Genomic DNA, 20,952 nt, shown 5'->3' with positions numbered 1-20,952 from the left:
GGCAGGGCTATCGCATATGAGAAAAAACGTGGCGGGAAGCTCGCCCGCAGCCATCCTTCGAGACGCCCGCCTCCGGCGGGCCCTCAGGATGAGGACGGAGTACGTGGTCACTATTTCGACAGGCAAAGCCGCCGCTCAGCCTCATCCTGAGGAGACCGCGGAGCGGTCGTCTCGAAGGACGAGGCGCTCGCTCAGACCCCGCCAAGCTCATATGCAAAAGTCCCTGCCGTAGGCGGCGCGAGGTGAACTACACCGCCCTGCTGTGCAACTGCTTGCCCGGATCCAGATGCGCATCGAACGCCGCTGCAACACTGCGCACCAGGAAGCGCGAGTCGCTTGCGACCGCGAGACGGTCGCCGTCGAGCCTGACGATGCCGTCCGAGATCAGCGGCTTTAGGCGCGCGGCCGATTGCAGCATCGCTTCGGGCTCCGCACCATGTCGCGCACAGATGTCGCCGAGATCGGCGCTGAACTCGCACATGATGCGCTCGATGATGTCGGCGCGGAGCCGGTCGTCGTCGGTGAGCCCGTAGCCCTTCGCGGTGGCGAGGCGGCCGGCGGCCACGCTCTGCGCGTAGGCGCCGATCTGCACCTGGTTCTGCACATAGCCCTGCGGCAGATGCCCGATCGCGCTCGCGCCGAAACCGAGCAGGACTTCGCCCTTGTCGGTGGTGTAGCCCTGGAAATTGCGCCGCAGCGTCCGTTCCTCGAAGGCCACGGCCATGGCGTCGTCGGGTCGCGCGAAATGATCGAGCCCGATCTGCACGTAGCCGGCCTCCTTCAACGCATTGGCGATCGCGCAGGCCTGGTCATGACGTGCGAGGCCGTCGGGCAGTACGGCCTCGTTGATCATGCGCTGGTGCTTCTTGAAATCAGGCACATGCGCATAGCCGAACACCGAGAAACGATCGGGCCCGAGCTCGAGGCTGCGCCGAACGGTGTCCAGGCAGGACGCCACGGTCTGGTGCGGCAGCCCATAGATGAGGTCGAAGTTGATCCCGTTGATGCCGGCGCGATGCAGCCTATCGACGACGGAAGCCGTCTGCTCATAGCTCTGCACGCGATTGATCGCGCGCTGCACGACCGGATCGAAGCTCTGCACGCCCAGGCTGGCGCGGTTGACGCCGGAGAGCCGCATGGCCTCCACCATCTCTGATGTCAGCGTGCGCGGGTCGATCTCGACCGCGATCTCGGCCGAGGGCAGCACGAAGAACGAATGGCGCATCGCCGCCATCAACTCGGCAAAAGCCTCCGGCGCCATGATGGTCGGCGTGCCGCCACCGAAATGGATGTGCTCGACCTTGATGCGGCGACCGATGGTCTCAGACACCTGCGCGATCTCGCTGCGCAGCGTCCGCTGATAGGCTGCAATGAGCCCGTCGCGGCGAACGATCTGGGTATGGCAGCCGCAATACCAGCACATCTCGCGGCAGAACGGCACGTGCAGATAGAGTGACGCGCTGGCGCCTGCCGGGAGCCCGGCGAGCCATTCGGCATAAGCATCCGGGCCGACCGCCGGCGAGAAATGCGGTGCGGTCGGATAGCTCGTGTAGCGCGGCAATCTCTCTTCGCCGTAGCTCGCTGCGAGATCTGTCCTCATGTCTTACCCATTCGTAAATCGATGCCGCGCGGTGGCGCGGCAAATCCCGGATGGCATTGGATGACCCGTTTTCGGGCGGACCACCTTGCGCTCGCTCAAAGTCCGAGCGCCGGATCGGGGCCATGATGACGTTCAATCATGACTCACTGGAGATAGGCCATGGCGTCGCTCGCGCTCGATCTCGTTCTCTGGCTCACCGGCGCTCGCGGTCATATCCCGCGCTTCGACGATTTTCGTCCCGCCCCCGCGGCACCCGCCGTCGGCGCAGGTTATCTCGTGCGGGTGCTGGCGATCACGGCCGCCATCTTTGCAGCGCTGTCGCTCGCGGTCTGGGGCACGGTCTGGATTGCGATCCAGCTTCTCTGATCGACAACCATAGATTCACAATCGCGCATAGTTGAACATGCGAACGATTTGCCGCTTGCGCGACTGATATCACGCGACGCCGCGTGCTTCGCACGGCCGATACGCGCTTCGGCAAACCTCCTAAGGATTTTACCGGAGGCGAATTCGGCAAAAGCTTGTCGCAGCGCAAACACTCTTGCCGTAACAGGCGCAGACTGCATCCGTCATCAAAACCCTTTCAGATGAAGGATGCTTCCGATGTTCACCCGCAGAGCCGCATTGATCAGCGCCGCCGCGACCGCCCTGATGCTCGCGACACCCACGTTCGCCGCCGGCGATCTCAAGCTGCCGCGGCAGAAGGTCGAGCTGGTCGCCCCGCCCTTCGTGCACGCGCACGAGCAGGCCACGACGCAGGGGCCCAAGATCGTCGAGTTCAAGCTCAACATCGAGGAGAAGAAGGTCGTCATCGACGACAAGGGCACCACGTTCCAGGCCATGACCTTCAACGGCTCGATGCCGGGCCCGCTGATGGTCGTGCATGAAGGCGACTACGTCGAGGTAACGCTGGTCAATCCCGCGACCAACACCATGCCGCACAACATCGACTTCCACTCCGCGACCGGCGCGCTCGGCGGCGCCGAGCTCACGCTGGTCAATCCCGGCGAGCAGGTCGTGCTGCGCTGGAAGGCAACGCGGACCGGCGTGTTCGTCTATCACTGCGCCCCGGGCGGCCCGATGATCCCCTGGCATGTCGTCTCCGGCATGAACGGCGCGGTGATGGTGCTGCCGCGCGACGGACTGAACGACGGCAAGGGCCATGCGCTGAAATACGACAAGGTCTACTATGTCGGCGAGCAGGACATGTATGTACCGCGCGACGAGAAGGGCAACTTCAAGTCCTACGATTCGCCGGGCGAGGCCTTCACCGAGACCGAAGAGGTGATGAAGAAGCTGATCCCCTCCCATGTCGTGTTCAACGGCAAGGTCGGCGCGCTCACCGGCAAGAACGCGCTGACGGCCAAGGTCGGCGAGAACGTGCTGATCGTGCATTCGCAGGCCAATCGCGACAGCCGTCCGCACCTGATCGGCGGCCATGGCGACTATGTCTGGGAGACCGGAAAATTCTCCAACGCGCCGGAGACGGGCCTCGAGACCCGGTTCATCCGCGGCGGCTCGGCGGGAGCTGCGCTCTACAAGTTCCTGCAGCCCGGCATCTACGCCTATGTCACGCATAATCTGATCGAGGCAGCCGACCTCGGCGCCACCGCGCACTTCAAGGTCGAAGGCAAGTGGAACGACGATCTGATGACCCAGGTGAAGGCGCCCGCGGAGATACCGGCTCCCAACACCAACTAGACGCGACAGGGGGCCGGTCATCGCCGGCCCCTTCCTTCTTCGGGGGACGACCATGCTGATCGCATTCAAGCTGAAACTGCTGCTCGCCTGCGCCGCAGGGCTCGCAGGGCCGATCGCCGTGGCGCCGCTGGTCTCGGACATGGCGGTCCATGGCACGGCGACGGAGCCTGCGATCGTCAGGGTCGCGCCGGGTAATCTCTCCTATCGCGAGGCCGGCGATTTCACCCGCGCGGGGCTGCAGGCCGAAGTGCCGCTGCGCGCGATGCGCTTCAACCGGCCGCTGCACATCATGCGGCACCAGGTCTCGTCATCCGACTATCAGCTTTGCGTGCAGGATAGCGCGTGCCGCGCGCTCGATCGTGGCGTCGCGATTGCGTCCGATCGTCCCGCGGTCCAGGTGAGCTGGCACGATGCGCAGGCCTATGCGGGCTGGCTGTCGCGCAAGACCGGCCACACCTATCGCCTGCCGAGCGACGCGGAATGGGCCTTTGCGGCCGGCTCCCGGTTCAGGGACGACGGCGCGCCTGTGGACGCAGACGATCCTTCAAAGCTCTGGCTCAGCCGTTACGAGCGTGAATCCGAGCGCGACCTCTCCGACACGACGGCCTATCCGTTCGGCAAGTTCGGCACCAACGAGCACGGTATCGAAGATCTCGCCGGCAATGTCTGGGAATGGACCTCGACCTGCTTCGTGCGCTCGCGGATCGACGCAGCCGGCAAGGCCGGCCGCCCCACCGTGAATTGCGGCGTGCGCGTCGCCGAGGGTGCGCACCGCGCCTACGTCACCGACTTCATCCGCGACGCTCGCGCCGGCGGCTGCGCACAGGGCGTGCCGCCCGCCAATCTCGGCTTCCGCCTGGTGCGCGAGGAGCCGTCATGGGTCGCAAGCGTGTCGGCGCGGTGGGGCAAGGTGTGGGCGGCAAGGTCGTAGGTATCGCCGAGTAGCCCGGATGGAGCGCAGCGCAATCCGGGATCGGACCATCCACGAGCACCCCGGATTTCGCTACGCTCCATCCGGGCTACGGCGCATCACATCGTTCGCGCAAACATGCGAAATCCGGGCGCGCCGATGATCGCCTCGAACGCGGGATCGCGCTTCTCTTCTGCGAAGACAAATCCTGCCCTGGCGTAGGCGCGTTCAGCCGGCTGATTGCCGATCAGGAACGATATCGTCGCGCGGGCAAATCCGGCCGCTCGTCCCTTATCCAGTGCGAGCGCAAGCAACGCCTGCACGAGGCCGCGACCGCCATAGGCGGGATCGGTCGCGACGTGCTCGATCATCCAATCACCCTCGCCGCCCTGAACCCAGCAGGCGCGCGTGTAGGTGCCGCGGCGACGGATGGCTTCCAGCTCCGGCGCGGCAAGCCCGGTCGCGGCACCGACCTCCTCGATGGCACGCCAGGCCGCAGGCCCCGTGCCGGCCGCCGGCAGTGCGCACAACGCGGCAGCAGGCTTGCCATCGATCTCGGCGATCAGGAATTGCGAGACATGCCACATCGACACCGCATGTGCGGTCGCGATGCGCGCGATGAAATCGCGGCACTGTGCCTGGGGCCAGCCGAGCGCGACGTCGAACCAACCGCGCGGCCGATAGCCGCGCTGCGACGACAGGATGGTTTGTGCGATGAAATCGGCGTCTTCGGGACGCGCAGACCGTATCGTCATGCGCGCCCCCGTTGCGACGACCTTACGTATTCTTCAGCGCGACGCGGAATTCGGCTTCGGTCTTGGCCTTGACCTCGTCGAGCGAGACGCCGTCGGCGAGCTCGATCAGCGCCATGCCGCCGTCGCCGTGCTTGTCGATGGTGAAGACCGCGAGATCGGTGACGACCATGTCGACCACGCGCTCGCCGGTCAGCGGCAGGTTGCACTTCTTCAGCAGCTTCGAGCCGTCCTTGGCCGAATGCTCCATCACGACGACGACGCGCTTGACGCCGGCGACGAGATCCATAGCGCCGCCCATGCCCTTGACCATCTTGCCGGGGATCATCCAGTTGGCGAGATCGCCGTTCTGGGCCACCTGCATGGCGCCGAGGATCGACAGGTCCATGTGGCCGCCGCGGATCATCCCGAAAGAATCCGCGCTCGAGAAATACGAGGTCGACGGCAGCTCGCTCACGGTCTGCTTGCCGGCATTGATGAGGTCGGCATCCACCTCGTCCTCATAGGGGAACGGGCCCATGCCGAGCATGCCGTTCTCGCTCTGGAGGCTGACATCGACGCCATCGGGGATGAAGTTCGAGACCAGCGTCGGGATGCCGATGCCGAGATTGACGTAGTAGCCGTCGCGCAGTTCCTTCGCGGCGCGCGCAGCCATCTGTTCACGGGTCCAGGCCATGTGAGTCTCCTGACGCTTAAGCGGCGGTGCGCGGGCGGGTGTTACGGAATTCGATGCGCTTCTTGGCCGTACCGACCTCGACGATGCGCTTCACGAAGATGCCGGGCGTGTGGATGTGGTCGGGATTGAGTTCACCGGCCGGAACCAGATGCTCGACCTCGGCCACCGTGATCTTGGCGGCGGTCGCCATCATCGGATTAAAGTTGCGCGCGGTCTTGCGGTAGATGAGGTTGCCGGCGGTGTCGCCCTTCCAGGCGTGCACGATGGCGAGGTCGGCGAACAGGCCACGCTCCATCAGGTATTTCTCGCCGTCGAACTCCTTCACTTCCTTGCCTTCGGCGATCAGCGTGCCGACGCCGGTCTTGGTGTAGAAGGCCGGGATACCGGCGCCGCCGGCGCGGATGCGCTCGGCCAGCGTGCCCTGCGGATTGAATTCGAGTTCCAGCTCGCCGGCCAGGAATTGCTGGGCGAACAGCTTGTTCTCGCCGACATAGGACGAGATCATCTTCTTGATCTGGCGGGTTTCGAGCAGGCGGCTGAGGCCGATACCGTCGACGCCGGCATTGTTGGAGACGACCGTCAGGCCCTTGACGCCGGACTCGCGGATTGCGTCCGACAGCTCCTCGGCGATGCCGCAGAGGCCGAAGCCGCCCGACATGATCATCATGTTGTCTTTCAGAACGCCTTCGAGAGCCGACTTGGCGTCGGGATAGACCTTGTTCATGCAAATAACCTTCGGGTGAACCTTCGGCTGGCAGGCGTCGCGCCTCATTGGCGGCGATTATTAGGCGAAATCGTCCAAAGCCGTCAATGATACGGGGTTCTCCGTTCCGTCCTCCGGTGATAGAAGCTGCCCACGCCGTGGGCAGACCCGTCCGCGGCCTTGAAAGCGACAAGAAAACCCATCAAGTTGCGGGGGTTGGGCGTGGGCACGCAGGTTTCCGGTCCGCCCTTCTGGCTCCCGCGACCAACCCGATCAGGACATGCCATTGACCATGGCCCAAGGAATGAAGCGCCTCGGGACGCCGATCGCGGCGCTGCTCGGCCTCGCGCTGATCGCCCTGATCGCGACCTCCTGGCTCATCAACCGCGACGCGCTGCGCAAGGCGGTGGAAACGCAGATCCGCGACGTCACCGGGCTCGAGCTCAGCGTGGCAGGCAGCATCGACATTTCGCTGCTGCCGGCGAGCTACATTTCGTTCCATGACGTCGGCCTGAAGGGCGGCGGCACCAGCGATCCCGCGCTCCATGTCGACGTGCTCACCGCCAATCTCCGGCTGCTGCCGCTGCTGCTGCAGCGGTTCGAGATCGCCGACCTGACCCTGCTGCGGCCGCGCATCCATGTCAGCCTGAAGCAGGACGGCGAAAGCAACTGGACGCCCTTCATCCAGACCATTGCGCGCACCATGAAGCCGGGCGCCGAGAACCAGGTGTCGTTCTCCGAGATCAGGATCCAGGACGGTGTGCTCAATTACGAGGACGCCACCACCCACGCCGCCGAGAAGTTCGAGGACATCGACCTGTCGCTGGCCTGGCCCTCGATCTCGCGGTCCTTCGCCGCGACCGGACAGTTCGACTGGCGCGGCGAGCGCGTCGACGGCTCGATCAGCTTCGCCGATTTCGTCGCCGCCCTCTCCGGCGACCGCTCCGGGCTGAAGGCGCGGATCGCCAGCGCCCCGCTCAAGCTTGCCTTCGACGGCAGCGTCGCCAACCGCACCAGCCCGATGATGGAAGGCACGCTCACCATCGACAGCCCGTCCTTGCGCAACGCGCTGCGCTGGACCGGTCAGCCGCAGCCCGGCAGCGGCGGCTTCGGCCGCTTCGCGCTGAAGGCGCGCGCCAATGTCGTCGGCGCCTCGATCGCGCTCACCAACGTCAATGTCGAGCTCGACGGCAACACCGCCGAGGGCGTGATGACTTACGCCAATAACGGCCGGCAGACGCTGCAAGCGACGCTTGCCGCCGACGCGCTCGACTTCACACCTTATATCTCGACCTTCCGCCTGCTCGCCAGCGGCGCCCGCGACTGGAACAGGCAGCTGTTCGATCTCAACGGGCTTTCGACCACCGACCTCGACATGCGCCTGTCGGCAGCCAGGCTGACAGTCGGGTCGTCGAAGCTCGGCCGCACCGCGATCGGCGCCAATCTGCGCAACGGCACGCTGGCGCTCTCGGTCGGCGAAGCCCAGGTCTATGGCGGCATCGCCAAGGGCTCGTTCGGGATCGCGCGCTCCGACACCGTCGCCGACGTCAAGGCGCAATTCCAGTTCACCGATGTCGATCTTCAGGCCTGCGCTTCCGAATTGTTCGGCCTCAACAAGCTGTCCGGCCGCGGCAACATCAACGTCTCGCTGCTGGCCTCCGGCTCCAGCCCGTTCGGCCTCGTGCAGTCGCTCGACGGCACTGCCACCGTGACCGGGCACGACGGTGCGATCTCGGGCTTCAACGCCGAGCAGCTCCTGAAGCGGCTGGAGCGGCGGCCGCTGTCGGGCGGCGGCAATTTCCGCAACGGCTCGACCCCTTATGACACTCTCACCATCGCGGTGAAATTCTCCGATGGGGTCGCCACCGCCGAGGACATCCGCATCGAGGGGCCGGCTGCGAAGATCACGCTGACGGGCACTGCCTCGGTGCCGACGCGCGAATACGACATGAAGGGCGTGGCGAGCCTCAATACGACGTCCGGCTTTCAGTTGCCCTTCATGGTGCAGGGTCCCTGGGATGATCCGCTGATCTTCCCCGACCCTGAAAGCCTGATCCGCCAGTCGCCTGCGGCGTCCCCCTTCCTGGACCTCCTGAAGCGGCGGATCACCGGCGAGAAGCACCCTGCGCCGACAGATTCGCCGACGGCCGATAACGCCAAGGACAACGCGAAGTCCAACTGAGGACGGCGATCGTCCGGCGCTGCCGGACCATCGCGAATTGATCCGGCCGAATTGATGCGGCGATTGGATCGATGCGCGGATTAAGCATCTCCGCTGGCCCGACACCCCACGACCTATGTCTGACAAGATGCCGCTAGATCGGCTGACGGCCATGCGCTAGTGTTTTATACGACCGGTTAAAAACACCGGCCGTTTGAGGGAGAAAAACGTGAGATCCAAGGTTATTGGCGCAGTTTCATTGGCGGTCGCTGCGGTTGGGCTTTTTGCGGCCACTGCACCCGCCTTTGCGCAGCAGAAAACGATCACGGTCTGGTGGGGCAAGGGCTTCTATCGGTCCGAAGACGACGCACTGATCGAGACGATCAAGAAGTTCGAAGCCAAGACCGGCATCAAGGTCGAATTGTCGCAGTACGCGATCCAGGACATGATTCCGAAGACGGTGGCCGCGCTCGATGCCGGCACTGTGCCCGATGTCGCCTATTCCGATTCCTACGACGTGCAGGCGCAGGGCAAGTGGGCCTATGAGGGCAAGCTCGAGGACCTCACGGACGTCATGGAGCCGATCAAGGGCCGGTTCGTGCAGAACACGCTGGACGCGTCGATCCTCTATAACGACGTCACCAAGAAGAAGGCCTATTACGGCTTCCCGCTGAAGCAGCAGAGCATGCATGTCGAGATCTGGAACGACATGCTGGAGAAGGCCGGCTTCAAGCTCGCCGACATCCCGACCGACTGGGCGGGCTACTGGACGTTCTGGTGCGACAAGGTGCAGCCGGGTATCCGTAAAGCCACCGGCCAGCGCATCTACGGCGTCGGCCAGCCGATGGGCGTTGAATCCACCGACGCCTTCCAGTCGTTCTACACCTTCATGGACGCCTACCACGTCAAGCTGGTCGACGACGACGGCAAGCTCCTGGTCGACGATCCCAAGGTGCGCGAGAATCTGATCAGCGCGCTGAAGGATTACACCGACACCTATATCAAGGGCTGCACGCCGCCCTCCTCCACAACCTGGAAGGACCCCGACAACAACGTCGCCTTCCACAACAAGACCATCGTGATGACCCACAACTTCACGATCTCGATCGCGGCGAAGTGGTTCGAGGACTCGCAGAATCAGGCGCTCACGCAGGAGCAACGCGACGCCGGCAAGAAGGCCTATGAGCAGGACATCGTCACGGCGTCCTTCCCGAAGGCGCCCGACGGTTCGACCATCCGCTACCGCTCCGACGTCAAGACCGGGCTGGTGTTCACCGCGGCCAAGAACAAGGCCGAGGCCAAGCAGTTCATCAGCTTCCTGCTCCAGGAAGAGAATGTTCGTCCCTATATCGAGGGCGCGCTCGGCCGCTGGTTCCCGGTGACGAAGGAAAGCCAGGCCAGCCCGTTCTGGCAGGCCGACAAGCATCGCAAGGCGGTCTACGCCCAGTTCACCGGCGGTACCGCCGCGTTCGACTTCACCAAGAACTGGAAGTTCACGATCCTCAACAACGAGAACGTCTGGGCCAAGGCGATGAACCGGGTCGTCAGCGAAAAGGTCCCGGTCGACAAGGCCGTCGACGAGCTGATCGCCCGCATCAAGCAGGTTGCAGGCTAAATCCTCTTTCTTCCTCTCCCCGCTGGCGCGGGGAGAGGCGAAACGCTAATACCGGCCGCCTCGTGCGGCCGGAAGTCCTTTCAAAGAGTCCTGAAGAATGGCGATTACGCTCTCTGGCGATCAGTCGATGCCCGCTCCGCCCTTGTCGTCGCGGCTGACCCCGGCGCAGGTCTGGGGCATCGTGCTGCTCGCGCCCTATCTGCTCGTTTTCCTCGCCTTCGTCGTCTATCCCGTCTGCTACGGGCTGTGGCTGGCGCGGGCCCCGTCGAATTATGTCGCGCTGTTTCACGATCCGATCTTCGCGCGCGCCGCGGTCAACACGCTGATCTTCCTGGTCATCGGCATCAACATCAAGATGCTGATCGCGTTGTTCCTGTCCGGCTTCTTCGCGCAGCAGCGCACCTGGATCAAATGGCTCTCGGTGATCTTCATCCTGCCCTGGGCGGTACCGTCGATCCCGACCATCCTGTCGGTGCGCTTCATGTTCAATCCCGAATGGGGCGTGGTCAACCACCTCATCTTCTCCCTCACCGGCGATGACGGCCCGAACTGGCTGAACGACCCGACCGTGGCGCTGAGCATGGCCATCGGCGTGCACATCTGGAAATCACTGCCGTTCTGGACGCTGATCCTGATCACCGGACGCCTTGCGATCGCGCACGATCTGTTCGAGGCCGCCGAGGTCGATGGTGCGAGCTGGTGGCAGAAATTCCGCTACATCACCTGGCCGTCGATGCAGACGCTCTACATCACCTGCACACTGCTCTCGATGATCTGGACGCTCGGCGATTTCAACAGCGTCTATCTGCTCACCGGCGGTGGCCCGGCTGACCTCACGCACGTGCTGGCGACGCTCGGTATCCGCTATCTCCGGCTCGACCAGCTCTCGCTCGCGATGGCCTCCATCGTCTGCGCGATGCCGTTCGTCCTGCCGCTCGTGTACTTTATGATGAAACGGTTGTCGCGATGAAGCTTCCCGGCGTAAGCGAATTTTCCTGGCGCGACGTCGCGGTCGAAGCGCGGCTGCTGCTGATCGGTATTCCCGTCTTCCTGTGGACGATGATTCCGATCTACCACATGTTCCTGTTCGCGATCTCCCCGAAGGAGGACGCGTTCTCGGGCAAGCTGTGGCCGGATCATCCGACGCTCCACAACTTCGAGATCGTGTTCAAGCAGCAGCACTACTTCCTGCGCGACTTCTACATCCAGTTCTGGAACTCGACGGTGATCGCGGTCTCCGTCGGCGTGATGACGCTGTTCATCGCCACCGCCGCGGCGTTCGCGATCTCGCGATTGAAGGTGCCGGGCGGCCGCACCGTGTTGAACCTCGCGCTCTTCACCTATTTCATCCCCGCGGCGTTCCTCGCCGTGCCGATGTACCGCACCATGGGCAATTACGGCCTGCTCAACAATCACTGGTCGCTGATCCTGGCCATGGTGACGATTGCTAGCCCCTACGCGATCTGGGTGCTCAAGCAGGCCTCCGACAAGCTGCCTGTCGAGCTGGACGAGGCCGCGGTGATGGACGGCGCCACGACGCTCCAGATCTTCCGCCTGGTCTACCTGCCGCTGATGATGCCCTCGCTGGTCGCGATCGGCACCTATGCGGTGCTGCTCGCCTGGAACGAATATCTCTACGCGTTCCTGCTTCTGTCCAACGACCGCGAGATCACCCTCCCCGTCGCGCTCGGCAACTTCCTCGCTGCCGACGATTCGCCCTGGGAGCTGTTGATGACCACCGGCTTCATTTACGCGCTGCCGCCGGCCGCGGTCTATTACGCCTTCCGCCGCTACATGGTGGGCGGGCTCACGGCAGGCGCGGTGAAGTCCTGACAATCGAGAGCCTCGTTCCGATGCAATCGGAACGGGGCTCTCGATTCTTGTTTTGACGCGTTTTCTTTACGCCAACCGGTATCCACTTCGCTCGAAATCGCTCCCGGACGCATCGCGTCGCCGCAAGCAGGGCGTTCGAGCGACGACGTGGACAATTGCGGGTTGTCCACGCCTGCTCTAACCTCGCAGCCCTGTCACGGGGCACGTCACCATGCGAGGCAACGACGCGATCCATCTCGGCCTGATGCTGCTGGCGTTCGCAGCGTCCTATTTGGTGCCGTTCGAGCTGCTGCTGCTGGCCTATGTCGTGCTCGGCCCGGCGCACTACTTCACCGAGATCTCGTGGCTGCACGATCGCAGCTATTATCTGCCCCATCGCGGGATCGCGGCGATGCTCGCGATCGTCGCCGTGGTCGCGGTGCTGATCGACAACGCCTCGTGGTTCGGCCTTGCGATGTGGGGCGCGCTGGTCGTCTGCGCCATGCTGGCAGCCACCACCTCCGCGATCGAGAGCATGCTGCTGTTCATGGTGGCGATCGCCCTGTCCGCGATCATGTATTCGAGCGGATCGTCGCTTGCGGTCATCGGCATCCTGATTCCGACCCTGATCCACGTCTCGCTGTTCACACTGATCTTCATGGTGCTCGGCGCACACCGATCCGGCAGCCGCACGCAAGCTGCGCTGGTGGCCGTCTACCTCGTCGCAATCGCCACGATCCTGCTGCTGCCGCCGACTGCCGGAGTCCGGATCGCGAGCTTTGCCCGGGTCGGCCAGGATTATTTCGGCAATGTCGGCCCTGCCCTCGGCCGGCTGTTCGGCGTGCCCGGCCTCGTCCTCGACACCAGGCTGACGAGCCTGCTCGCTTTCGTTTACACCTACCACTACCTCAACTGGTTCATCAAAGCCGACGTCATCCGCTGGACTGAGGTGCCCAAGGCGCGGCTGGCGGCGATGGCCGCCGCAAGCGCCGCCTCCACCGCGCTGTACTTCTACGACTACGCTTTCGGCTTCACCTTCCTGCTGGCGCTGAGCCTGATTCACATCCTGCTCGAGTTTCCGCTCGACAGCCTCGCGCTGCGGCAGCTCGGCGCCGCGATGCAGGGCGCGGTGCGCGCGCGATATGCGGGGCCCATCGCGGCCTCCGCGACGCGGTCGCGTTCTACGGGCACCAAGGCCGCGAAACGCGCAACCCGGTCACGCTGATCATCTCTCCGCGCTCTTGCGTCGATACGCGACCAGCAGGGCGATCGTCGAGCCGATGAAGTAGCCGGCTGTCGCGCCCGAGATGGCGCGGCCGACGACGATCGCCAGCGCGCGGTCGCCCGCATCGATCGCCGAGATCACGCCGACCGCATATTGCGAGGCGAAGACAATCAGGTTGCGGACCAGACCAAATGGACTGCCCGGACGGATGATCTGCCCGGTCGCGTGATCGACGTCGAACGGGCGCGGCGTCAGCACGCCGAGCGGCAGCAGCACCAGCGCGGCCGCGATCCATGCGACCAGCGGCCAAACGCTGTCTTGGTGGCCGAAGCCGAGCCGCGAAATCCCCCAGACGATGAACACGACCGGCACGATCAGCGCGCGCCAGATCGGCGTCGTGCGCGGCTGCATCGCCTGAACGCCCTGCCACACCAGATAGGCGAGCAGCATCCAGACCCAGACCGGCGTGTGGATCAGGATCTGGTAGGCGAATGTCATGATTGCTCCTCGCCTACAGCGGCGCCGCGCTCTCGCCCTGCGAACTCGAGAGTTTCGAGGCAAGCGAGGCGATGACGATGACCACCGCGATCAGGGCGATCACCAGCGTGCAGATCGCGTTGATCTCGGGCTTCACGCCAAGCCGCACCTCCGAATAGATCCGGATCGGCAGCGTCGCCGAGCCGGGGCCGGTGGTGAAACTCGCGATCACGAGATCATCGAGCGACAGCGTGAAGGCCAGCATCCAGCCCGCCACGATCGCGGGCGCGATCAGCGGCAGCGTCACGGCGACGAACGCGCGAACCGGGTTGCAGCCTAGGTCCATCGCCGCCTCCTCCAGCGAACGGTCGAGCGAGCCGAGGCGGGACTGCACGACCACCGCGACGAAGCACATCGTCAGCGTGGTGTGGGCGATCGTCACCGTCCAGAAGCCGCGCTCGGCGTTGAGCGCGACGAACAGCAGCAATAGCGACAATCCGGTGATCACCTCCGGCATTACCAGCGGCGCGTAGAGCATGCCCGAGAACAGCGTGCGGCCGCGAAAGCGCTCGCCGCGCGACAGCGCAACGGCTGCGAGCGTGCCGAGCAACGTGGCGATGGTCGCGGAGGAGACCGCGACCCGCAGGCTCATCCAGGCCGCCTCGATCATGGCGCGGTCGTTGAAGAACTCGTGGTACCAGCGCAGCGACCAGCCGCCCCACACCGTCACCAGCCGCGAGGCATTGAAGGAGTAGATGACGAGGATGAGGATCGGCAGATAGAGGAATGCCAGGCCGAATGCGAGCGAGGCGATGTTGAAGCGGGACAGGCGGGAGACCTTGCGCATCGCTTCAGCGCCCCTGTTCCAGCTGCCGCTTCTGCAGCCGTTCGTACAGCAGCAGCGGCACCAGCAGCACAACGAGCAGCACGATGGCTGCCGCGGAGGCGACAGGCCAATCCTTGTTGGTGAAGAATTCGAGCCAAAGGGTCTGGCCGATCATCAGCGAATTGGAGCCGGCCAGAAGGTCCGGGATCACGAATTCGCCCACGATGGGGATGAAGCACAGCAGCACGCCCGCCCCGACGCCGGGTAGCGACAGCGGAAAGGTCACGAGCCAGAACACCTGCCAGGGCGGCGCGCCGAGATCAGAGGCCGCCTCCTCCAGCACCGGCTCCATTTTCGCGAGCGTGGCGTAGAGCGGCAGGATCATGAACGGCAGATAGGAATAGACGATGCCGATATACATCGCACTGTCGGTCGAGAGCCACACCACCGGCTGGCTGACCAGATGCAGCGCCAGCAGGATCTGGTTCAGCAGGCCGTCATGCTGGAGGATGTTGATCCAGGCGTAAATGCGGATCAGGAACGAGGTCCAGAACGGCACGATCACCAGCACCATCGCCACCGCCTGCCAGCGCTTCGGCAACCGCGCCATGCCATAGGCGATGGGATAGCCGATCACGAGCAATAGCGCAGTCGCGGTGACGGCGACGGTGAGGCTGCGCACATAGGCGAACACGTAGATGTCGTCTGAGGCGAGCAGCTTGAAATTGTCGATCGACAGCGCGGCGAACGCTGCCTTGAGCGCCTCCCATCCCGCCATCAGGTCGAACACCGGCTCGTAGGGCGGCTGCGCGATCGCCGTCTGCGACAGGCTGATCTTGAGCACGAAGCCGAACGGCACCAGGAAGAACAGCAGCATCCAGACATAGGGCGCGATCGCGGCAAAGCGCGCGGGCCTTGCGAAGATGCGGCGCGAGCTCATGATTGCAGCACCACGCAGTCGTCGGGCGTGAACCAGGCGACGACACGCTGGTTCAGGCTGTAGGCGTCGACGTCGAGGCGCGCGCTGTTGGGGACCGACGCCTGCAAGATTCCGCCGGCATCGAGCTTCACCTTGAAGGTGGTGGTGCCGCCGAGATAGCAGATGTCGGCGACCACGCCGTCCAGGCTGTTGATCGCCGTCTCACGACCGGCCTCGCTCACCGGCCCGCGGCGCGAGAGCTTGACCTTCTCGGGGCGGATCGCGACCGACAATTTTCCCGCGCCGACGCCTTCGCGCGGCTCGGCCACCACCAGCGCACCCGCATCGCGCGTGCCGATGATCAGACGATGGCCGTCGCGCAATTTGGACTCGCCGTCGAACAGATTGATGTCGCCGACGAACTCCGCGATCCATCGCGAGCGCGGCGCCTCGTAAAGCTCGCGGGGGCTCGCGACCTGGGCGAGCTTCCCGGCCCTCATCACGCCGATCCGGCTCGCCATCGTCATGGCTTCCTCCTGATCGTGGGTGACGATGATGAAGGTCATGCCGAGCCGGCGCTGCAGCTCCATCAGCTCGCCCTGCGTGCTCTCGCGCAGCTTCTTGTCCAGCGCCGCGAGGGGCTCGTCGAGCAGCAGAAGCTGCGGCCGGCGCGCCAATGCACGCGCCAGCGCCACGCGCTGACGCTGACCGCCGGAGAGCTGGTCGGGCTTGCGCTTCTCCAGCCCCTCGAGCTTCACCAGCGCAATCATTTCCGCCACGCGCGTGGCGATGTCGGCACGCGCCATGCCGGCCCGCTTCAGGCCGAAGGCGATGTTGTCGCGCACGGAGAGATGCGGAAACAGCGCGTAGTTCTGGAACATCATGTTGATCGGGCGTTCATGCGGCAGCGCCTGCGCGATGTCCCGGCCGCCGAGCAGGATGCGTCCCTCGTCCGGCGCCTCGAACCCGGCGAGCATGCGCAGCAGCGTGGTCTTGCCGCAGCCGCTGGGCCCGAGCAGCGCAAAGAACTCGCCGGCCTTGATCTCGAGCGACACGCCGTCCACGGCCCGGAACGTCCCGAACGTCTTGGCGACGCCCTCAATGCGCAGCAGCGGCTGCCCCGCCGCGGGAAGCGCATCCGCGCCGGCGTCTATCTTGGGCAATTCGTCCGTCATGGTCCCTGCCAACCCCGATTCCGCCGCACGCTAGCGGCCGATCGTCCCTATCTCAACCGGTTCGGAGCGCGTCGTTCACATCACATTCGCCATGAACATGGCCAGCGCGTCACGGTCCGCCGCGGGCATCGTCAGGCCGAGCTTGGAACGCCGCCACAGAATATCCTCGGGAAAGCGGGCCCATTCCCGGGTCATCAGATAGCGCACTTCGGCACCGGTCAGTTCGGGGCCGAAGGCGGGTCCAAGTTCGTCGCGCGTCTTCGCTTCGCCCAGCACGGCCGGCAAGCGCGAGCCATAGGCCGCGACCAGACGCTGAGCCTGCGTCTCCGACAGAAAGCGCCAGCGGTCGCGGGCGAGGTCGACTTCGGTGTCGAAACGATCCCAGGCAAAGTCTCCGCCGGGCAACGCGGCGCCGGCGGTCCAGGGCGGCGACATCGGATAGAACGGCGTCAGCCTCGTCACCGCGCGCTCGGCGCGCAGGCGCGAGGTGGTGACGTCGCCGCCGAACATCGTGATCAGCGGCGCCTTGCGCCGGCGCGCGTGGAACAGCGTCGTCCCGTCGCGCCGCCGCACGGACGCCAGCGTCAGGTTGACGCCGGAGACCGCGCGCACCACGTCGGTGGGCGCGACGCGCTCGCGGAAATAGCGGCTGGCGGCCTCGCAGAGATAGCTGACGTCAGCCCCAGGCATCGCCACGATCGCGGGATCACCGGTGAAATCACGAGTGACCGTGCCGATCAGCGTGAAATCGCGCTCAAGGGGGCTCGCGAAGATCAGCCGCCCATCGCTGTTTTGGAAGACGTAGACGTTATCGGACTCGAACAGCCGCGGCACGATGATCTGGCTCATCTGCATGGCCGCCATGGCAGGCTGCGGCTGGCGCAGCACGGTCTCTGCGACGATCGACGTCCAGCCGCCGGTGGCATTGGCCAGCGCCCGGGCCGTGACCACGCGGCGATGGCCACGATCGACCACCGCGAGGCGCCATGTGTCGGTTCGATCGGCGCGGACACAGCGCGTCCCGGTCCGGATCGCAGCGCCGCGTTCGGCGGCGTCCAGCGCCGTCAGCACCACCAGGCGGGAATCATCGACGACGCAGTCCGAATATTCGAAAGCCGTTCCGAACGGGCGCTTCAGCGCGTTGCCGACCGGATGATGCGTGATGTCGAGGGTGGTCGCGGCAGGCAGGCCGCTCCGACCGGTGAGGCCGTCATAGAGGTATAAGCCGGCACGCAGCAGCCAGGGTGGACGCTCCTCGGAATGGGCCGGGATCACGAAGCGCATCGGCCGGACCAGATGCGGCGCGATGGCAAGCCACGTCCGGCGCTCGGCCAACGCCCGGCGCACCCGCCGAAAACCGCGGCGTTCCAGCACCGACAGATCGCCATGGATCAGCCGTGGCGTCGCGGATGACGCCGCGCCGCCGAGATCGCCCTGCTCCAGCAGAATGACCCGCAGGCCGCGGCCGGCCGCATCGCGGGCGAGGCTGACACCGTTCAGGCCACCGCCGATGATCGCAAGGTCGTAATCCGCCATGAAGCCGTCGAATGGGAGCTAGCGCCCGCCATCACTAGAGCCATTTCCATTCCGATGAAATCGGAACGAGGCTTTGGATTCTTGTTTTGACGCGTTTTCTTTGCGCGAACCGGTATCCGCTTGGCTCGATAACGCTCTAGCCGGTCTTCAGCGCAAGCTCCATGGTCTCGGCGCGGCCGACGAGGCCGGCATATTTGCCGATCGGCAGCGGCTTGCCGAGCAGGTAGCCCTGCACGCCGTCGCAGCCCTCCTTGGCAAGAAAGACGAGCTGATCGAGGGTCTCGACGCCCTCGGCGATGATCGACATTTCGAGGCCGTGGCCGAGATCGATCACGGCGCGGACGATAGCCGCCGATTGCGGGTTGCGGCCGAGATTCATGATGAAGGCGCGGTCGATCTTGATCTTGTCGAACGGGAACGCCTGGAGATAGCTCAGCGAAGAGTAACCGCTGCCGAAATCATCCATGGAGATGCGCACACCGAGCGCCTTCAGCCGGCGCAGCAGTGCAAGACCCCGATCAAAGTCCTCGATCAGCACGCCTTCGGTGATTTCCAGCTCGAGCCGGCCGGGTGCCAGGCCCGTCTCGATCAGGATTGAATGGACCAGCCCGACCACGTCGCCGTGCATGAACTGCGCCGGCGACAAATTGACCGCGACCTGGAGCGGCTTCGGCCAGGACGCCGCCTCGCGGCAGGCCTCGCGCAGGATCCACTCGCCCATCTCGACGATCAGGCCGCTCTCCTCCGCGATCGGGATGAACTCGGCCGGCGAGACCTGGCCGCGCACCGGATGCTGCCAGCGCGCCAGCGCTTCGAAGCCGATAATCTCGCTCTCGGCGACGCTGTGGCGCGCGATGCCCTGCGGCTGGAACGCGAGCGACAATTCGCCGTTCTTGATCGCTTTCGACAGGTCCTGGTGCAGCACGCGGCGGTCGCGGATCTGCTGGTCCATCTCCGGCTGGTAAAGGCCGATCGTGCCGCGCGACTTCTGCTTGGCGCGGAACAGCGCCGCGCCGGCATTGGCCAGCAGCGATGCGCCGTCGGCACCATTATGCGGGAAGATCGACATGCCGGTGGTGACGCCGGCGCGGACCGCCCGGCCGTCGATCTGAAATTCCTGGGCAACGGCCTCGCCGAGTTGCTGCGCCAGCGCAAGGCCCGCCTCCGGCTGCTTGCCGTCGATGATGAGGCCGAACTCGTCGCCGGACAGGCGCGCCACCACGCCGCCGCGCGCGGAATCCTGAAGCCGCTGGGCCACCTCGATCAACAGCTTGTCGCCGAGCGCATGACCGAAGACGTCGTTGACCTCCTTGAGGCCGTCGAGGTCGAGGCAGAGCACGGCGAACTCCTCGCTGGTGCCTTCGCAGGCCTCGATCATCTGGGTCAGCGCCTGGAGGAAGGCGGCGCGGTTCGGCAGATCGGTCAGGCCGTCGTGATAGGCCATGTGCGCCATGCGCGACTCGGTCTGCCGGCGGTCGGTGACGTCTTCGTGGGTCTTGATCAGATATTGCGGCTCGCCGGCATCGCTGAGCACGGTCGCCCGCCGGGTCAGGAACAGCCGCAGGCCGTCCTTGGTGGAGATCGGGTGCTCCTCGGTAATCATCCCGCGCTTCTTGATCGCGGCCTCGTCGCGCGCGATGATCAGCTTGGCTTCCTTGGGATTGAAGATGTCGGAGGCGGTCAGGCCCGTGGCCTCCTCGCGCCGGCGGTTGAGGATGGTCTCCGCGCTGCGATTGGCGAGCAGGTAGCGGCCGTCCTTGACCTGCTCCACGATCAGCGCCACCGGAATGTTGTCGACCACGAGCTCCAGGAACTTCTTCGTGCTCTCCAGCTCCTGCGACAGCGAGCGGCGGTCGGTGATATCCTCGAACACGAGCATCAGGAATTCGGGCTTGTTGCTCTCGTCGCGGACCACGATCCGGATCGAGGCAACCATGCGCCGTTCACCGGCGCGGTCGACCTCGAATTCATTGCGGAACTGGCCGTCCGGCGAATTCAGTGCCGCCTTGTCGGCCGCCTCGATGCTGGCCGTCGAGATGGGCGCGAACAGCTCCCGCGCATTCTTGCCGACGGCGTGGTCGCGCGAGAACCCCCAGAACCGTTCATAGGCGCTGTTGGCGAAGATGTAGCGACCGTCCTCGATGTTCTTCGCGGCGACGCAGGCCGGCACGTGGTCCAGCACGGTTTCCAGGAATTGCTTGGTGGAGGCGAGCTGCCGTGACAGCTTGCGCTGATCGCTGACGTCCAGATGCGTCGCGACCGAGCCGCCGTTCGGCAACACGAAATATTTCACTAGGATGGCGCGGCCATCAGGCAGTTCGGTGATCAGGCCGTTGGGGCTCGCCGCCTTCTCGTAGAACTCATCGTCGGAGACACCGCCGAGGACGTCGCGCTTGCGCCTGAGTTCGAGGATGTCGTAGCCGGTCATCCCGGTCCACAGATCCGAGCGCGCCAGGCCGTAGATCTCGAGATAGCGGTCGTTGCAGAACATGATGCGTCGTTGCGCATCCGTCATCACCACGCCCTGGTTGAGATTGTTCATGGCGGAGGAGACGAAGGCGTTGCGCCGCAGCTGCAAGCGCTTGGTGCGGCGCAGCGAGGAATGGATCCACAGCGCGATGGCGGCCAGGAACGCACAGACGACGATGCCGCCGATCAGCGCTTCCCAGACCAAATTGGGATCGAGCTTGCCTGGTGGCGCGAAGCTGTCCGAGAGCGCAAAGGCGCGCGCAGGCGCGACCGCGCTGCCCAGGCACACGACGGCCTGCACAGCAATCGGAAGCGTGCTGCCCACGTGCCAGTTCTTCTCAGCCATCAGCCACCCGCGCTTTCAACGTCGGATTGTCTGGCTTCACGGGTTTGGA

Annotated in this window: 18 protein-coding genes; 8 read left to right on the top strand and 10 right to left on the bottom strand. The window is 65.0% G+C overall.

Annotation, left to right across the window (positions count from 1 at the left end):
- Positions 1-247: 247 nt before the first annotated feature.
- Positions 248-1,600, bottom strand: coding sequence for an oxygen-independent coproporphyrinogen III oxidase (gene hemN / locus AC0L3X_RS14520; RefSeq protein ID WP_063981144.1), 1,353 nt, complete (start codon positions 1,598-1,600; stop codon positions 248-250).
- A gap of 159 nt (positions 1,601-1,759) precedes the next feature.
- Here hemN and AC0L3X_RS14515 point away from each other — a divergent pair, with 159 nt between their 5' ends.
- The 3 genes from AC0L3X_RS14515 to AC0L3X_RS14505 all read left to right on the top strand — a co-directional run bounded on the left by AC0L3X_RS14515 (position 1,760) and on the right by AC0L3X_RS14505 (position 4,232).
- Positions 1,760-1,966: a hypothetical protein gene (locus tag AC0L3X_RS14515; protein WP_063981143.1), complete on the top strand. Its 207-nt coding sequence runs from the start codon at positions 1,760-1,762 to the stop codon at positions 1,964-1,966.
- A 237-nt stretch (positions 1,967-2,203) separates the two neighbouring features.
- Complete coding sequence (nirK, locus tag AC0L3X_RS14510) at positions 2,204-3,301, top strand: copper-containing nitrite reductase (RefSeq protein WP_354132291.1); 1,098 nt, start codon at positions 2,204-2,206, stop codon at positions 3,299-3,301.
- A gap of 52 nt (positions 3,302-3,353) precedes the next feature.
- Positions 3,354-4,232 carry an SUMF1/EgtB/PvdO family nonheme iron enzyme gene (locus AC0L3X_RS14505; protein WP_063981142.1) on the top strand — a complete coding sequence of 293 codons (879 nt, stop codon included), beginning with the start codon at positions 3,354-3,356 and terminating at the stop codon, positions 4,230-4,232.
- A 98-nt stretch (positions 4,233-4,330) separates the two neighbouring features.
- Here AC0L3X_RS14505 and AC0L3X_RS14500 read toward each other — a convergent pair whose 3' ends face one another.
- The 3 genes from AC0L3X_RS14500 to AC0L3X_RS14490 are packed head-to-tail and all read right to left on the bottom strand — an operon-like array spanning position 4,331 to position 6,363.
- Entirely contained in the window at positions 4,331-4,966 is a 636-nt protein-coding gene (locus AC0L3X_RS14500; protein WP_063981141.1) for a GNAT family N-acetyltransferase, read from the bottom strand.
- A gap of 22 nt (positions 4,967-4,988) precedes the next feature.
- Positions 4,989-5,639, bottom strand: coding sequence for a 3-oxoacid CoA-transferase subunit B (locus tag AC0L3X_RS14495; RefSeq protein ID WP_011089829.1), 651 nt, complete (start codon positions 5,637-5,639; stop codon positions 4,989-4,991).
- A gap of 16 nt (positions 5,640-5,655) precedes the next feature.
- On the bottom strand, positions 5,656-6,363 hold the full coding sequence (locus tag AC0L3X_RS14490) for a CoA transferase subunit A (protein WP_028151658.1): 708 nt from the start codon (positions 6,361-6,363) through the stop codon (positions 5,656-5,658).
- Between the two features lie 271 nt (positions 6,364-6,634).
- Between AC0L3X_RS14490 and AC0L3X_RS14485 the strand changes: the two genes are divergently transcribed.
- From AC0L3X_RS14485 to AC0L3X_RS14465, 5 genes are all read left to right on the top strand, one after another.
- Positions 6,635-8,524 (top strand): AsmA family protein, encoded by a 1,890-nt coding sequence (locus tag AC0L3X_RS14485; RefSeq protein ID WP_283018935.1) that lies wholly within the window; start codon positions 6,635-6,637, stop codon positions 8,522-8,524.
- Between the two features lie 208 nt (positions 8,525-8,732).
- Positions 8,733-10,118: an ABC transporter substrate-binding protein gene (locus AC0L3X_RS14480; protein ID WP_063981139.1), complete on the top strand. Its 1,386-nt coding sequence runs from the start codon at positions 8,733-8,735 to the stop codon at positions 10,116-10,118.
- A 97-nt stretch (positions 10,119-10,215) separates the two neighbouring features.
- Positions 10,216-11,088 (top strand): carbohydrate ABC transporter permease, encoded by an 873-nt coding sequence (locus tag AC0L3X_RS14475; RefSeq protein ID WP_063981138.1) that lies wholly within the window; start codon positions 10,216-10,218, stop codon positions 11,086-11,088.
- The gene (locus tag AC0L3X_RS14470; protein ID WP_063981137.1) at positions 11,085-11,951 is read left to right on the top strand and encodes a carbohydrate ABC transporter permease; all 867 of its coding nucleotides are present in this window, start codon (positions 11,085-11,087) and stop codon (positions 11,949-11,951) included. The genes AC0L3X_RS14475 and AC0L3X_RS14470 overlap by 4 nt, the downstream gene beginning before the upstream one ends.
- A 211-nt stretch (positions 11,952-12,162) precedes the next feature.
- Positions 12,163-13,155, top strand: a complete 993-nt coding sequence (locus tag AC0L3X_RS14465) for a hypothetical protein (protein WP_063981136.1) — start codon at positions 12,163-12,165, stop codon at positions 13,153-13,155.
- On the opposite strand, the gene AC0L3X_RS14460 is transcribed toward AC0L3X_RS14465, so the two are convergent.
- The 6 genes from AC0L3X_RS14460 to AC0L3X_RS14435 all read right to left on the bottom strand — a co-directional run bounded on the left by AC0L3X_RS14460 (position 13,156) and on the right by AC0L3X_RS14435 (position 20,903).
- Positions 13,156-13,653, bottom strand: coding sequence for a DUF6622 family protein (locus tag AC0L3X_RS14460; RefSeq protein WP_063981135.1), 498 nt, complete (start codon positions 13,651-13,653; stop codon positions 13,156-13,158).
- A gap of 13 nt (positions 13,654-13,666) precedes the next feature.
- Entirely contained in the window at positions 13,667-14,479 is an 813-nt protein-coding gene (locus tag AC0L3X_RS14455; protein ID WP_063981134.1) for an ABC transporter permease, read from the bottom strand.
- A 4-nt stretch (positions 14,480-14,483) separates the two neighbouring features.
- Positions 14,484-15,398, bottom strand: coding sequence for an ABC transporter permease (locus AC0L3X_RS14450; protein ID WP_063981133.1), 915 nt, complete (start codon positions 15,396-15,398; stop codon positions 14,484-14,486).
- On the bottom strand, positions 15,395-16,552 hold the full coding sequence (locus AC0L3X_RS14445; protein ID WP_063981132.1) for an ABC transporter ATP-binding protein: 1,158 nt from the start codon (positions 16,550-16,552) through the stop codon (positions 15,395-15,397). Before AC0L3X_RS14445 ends, AC0L3X_RS14450 begins: the two co-directional genes overlap by 4 nt.
- Positions 16,553-16,627: 75 nt before the next feature.
- Positions 16,628-18,088 carry a glycerol-3-phosphate dehydrogenase gene (locus AC0L3X_RS14440; protein WP_063981131.1) on the bottom strand — a complete coding sequence of 487 codons (1,461 nt, stop codon included), beginning with the start codon at positions 18,086-18,088 and terminating at the stop codon, positions 16,628-16,630.
- 136 nt (positions 18,089-18,224) lie between these two features.
- Positions 18,225-20,903, bottom strand: a complete 2,679-nt coding sequence (locus AC0L3X_RS14435; RefSeq protein WP_063981130.1) for a sensor domain-containing protein — start codon at positions 20,901-20,903, stop codon at positions 18,225-18,227.
- Positions 20,904-20,952 lie beyond the last annotated feature (49 nt).

This window comes from Bradyrhizobium sp. MI1.7, from assembly GCF_055811795.1.
Note: the sequence above shows the minus strand (reverse complement) of the source record. Positions and strands in the feature narration are given on the sequence as shown.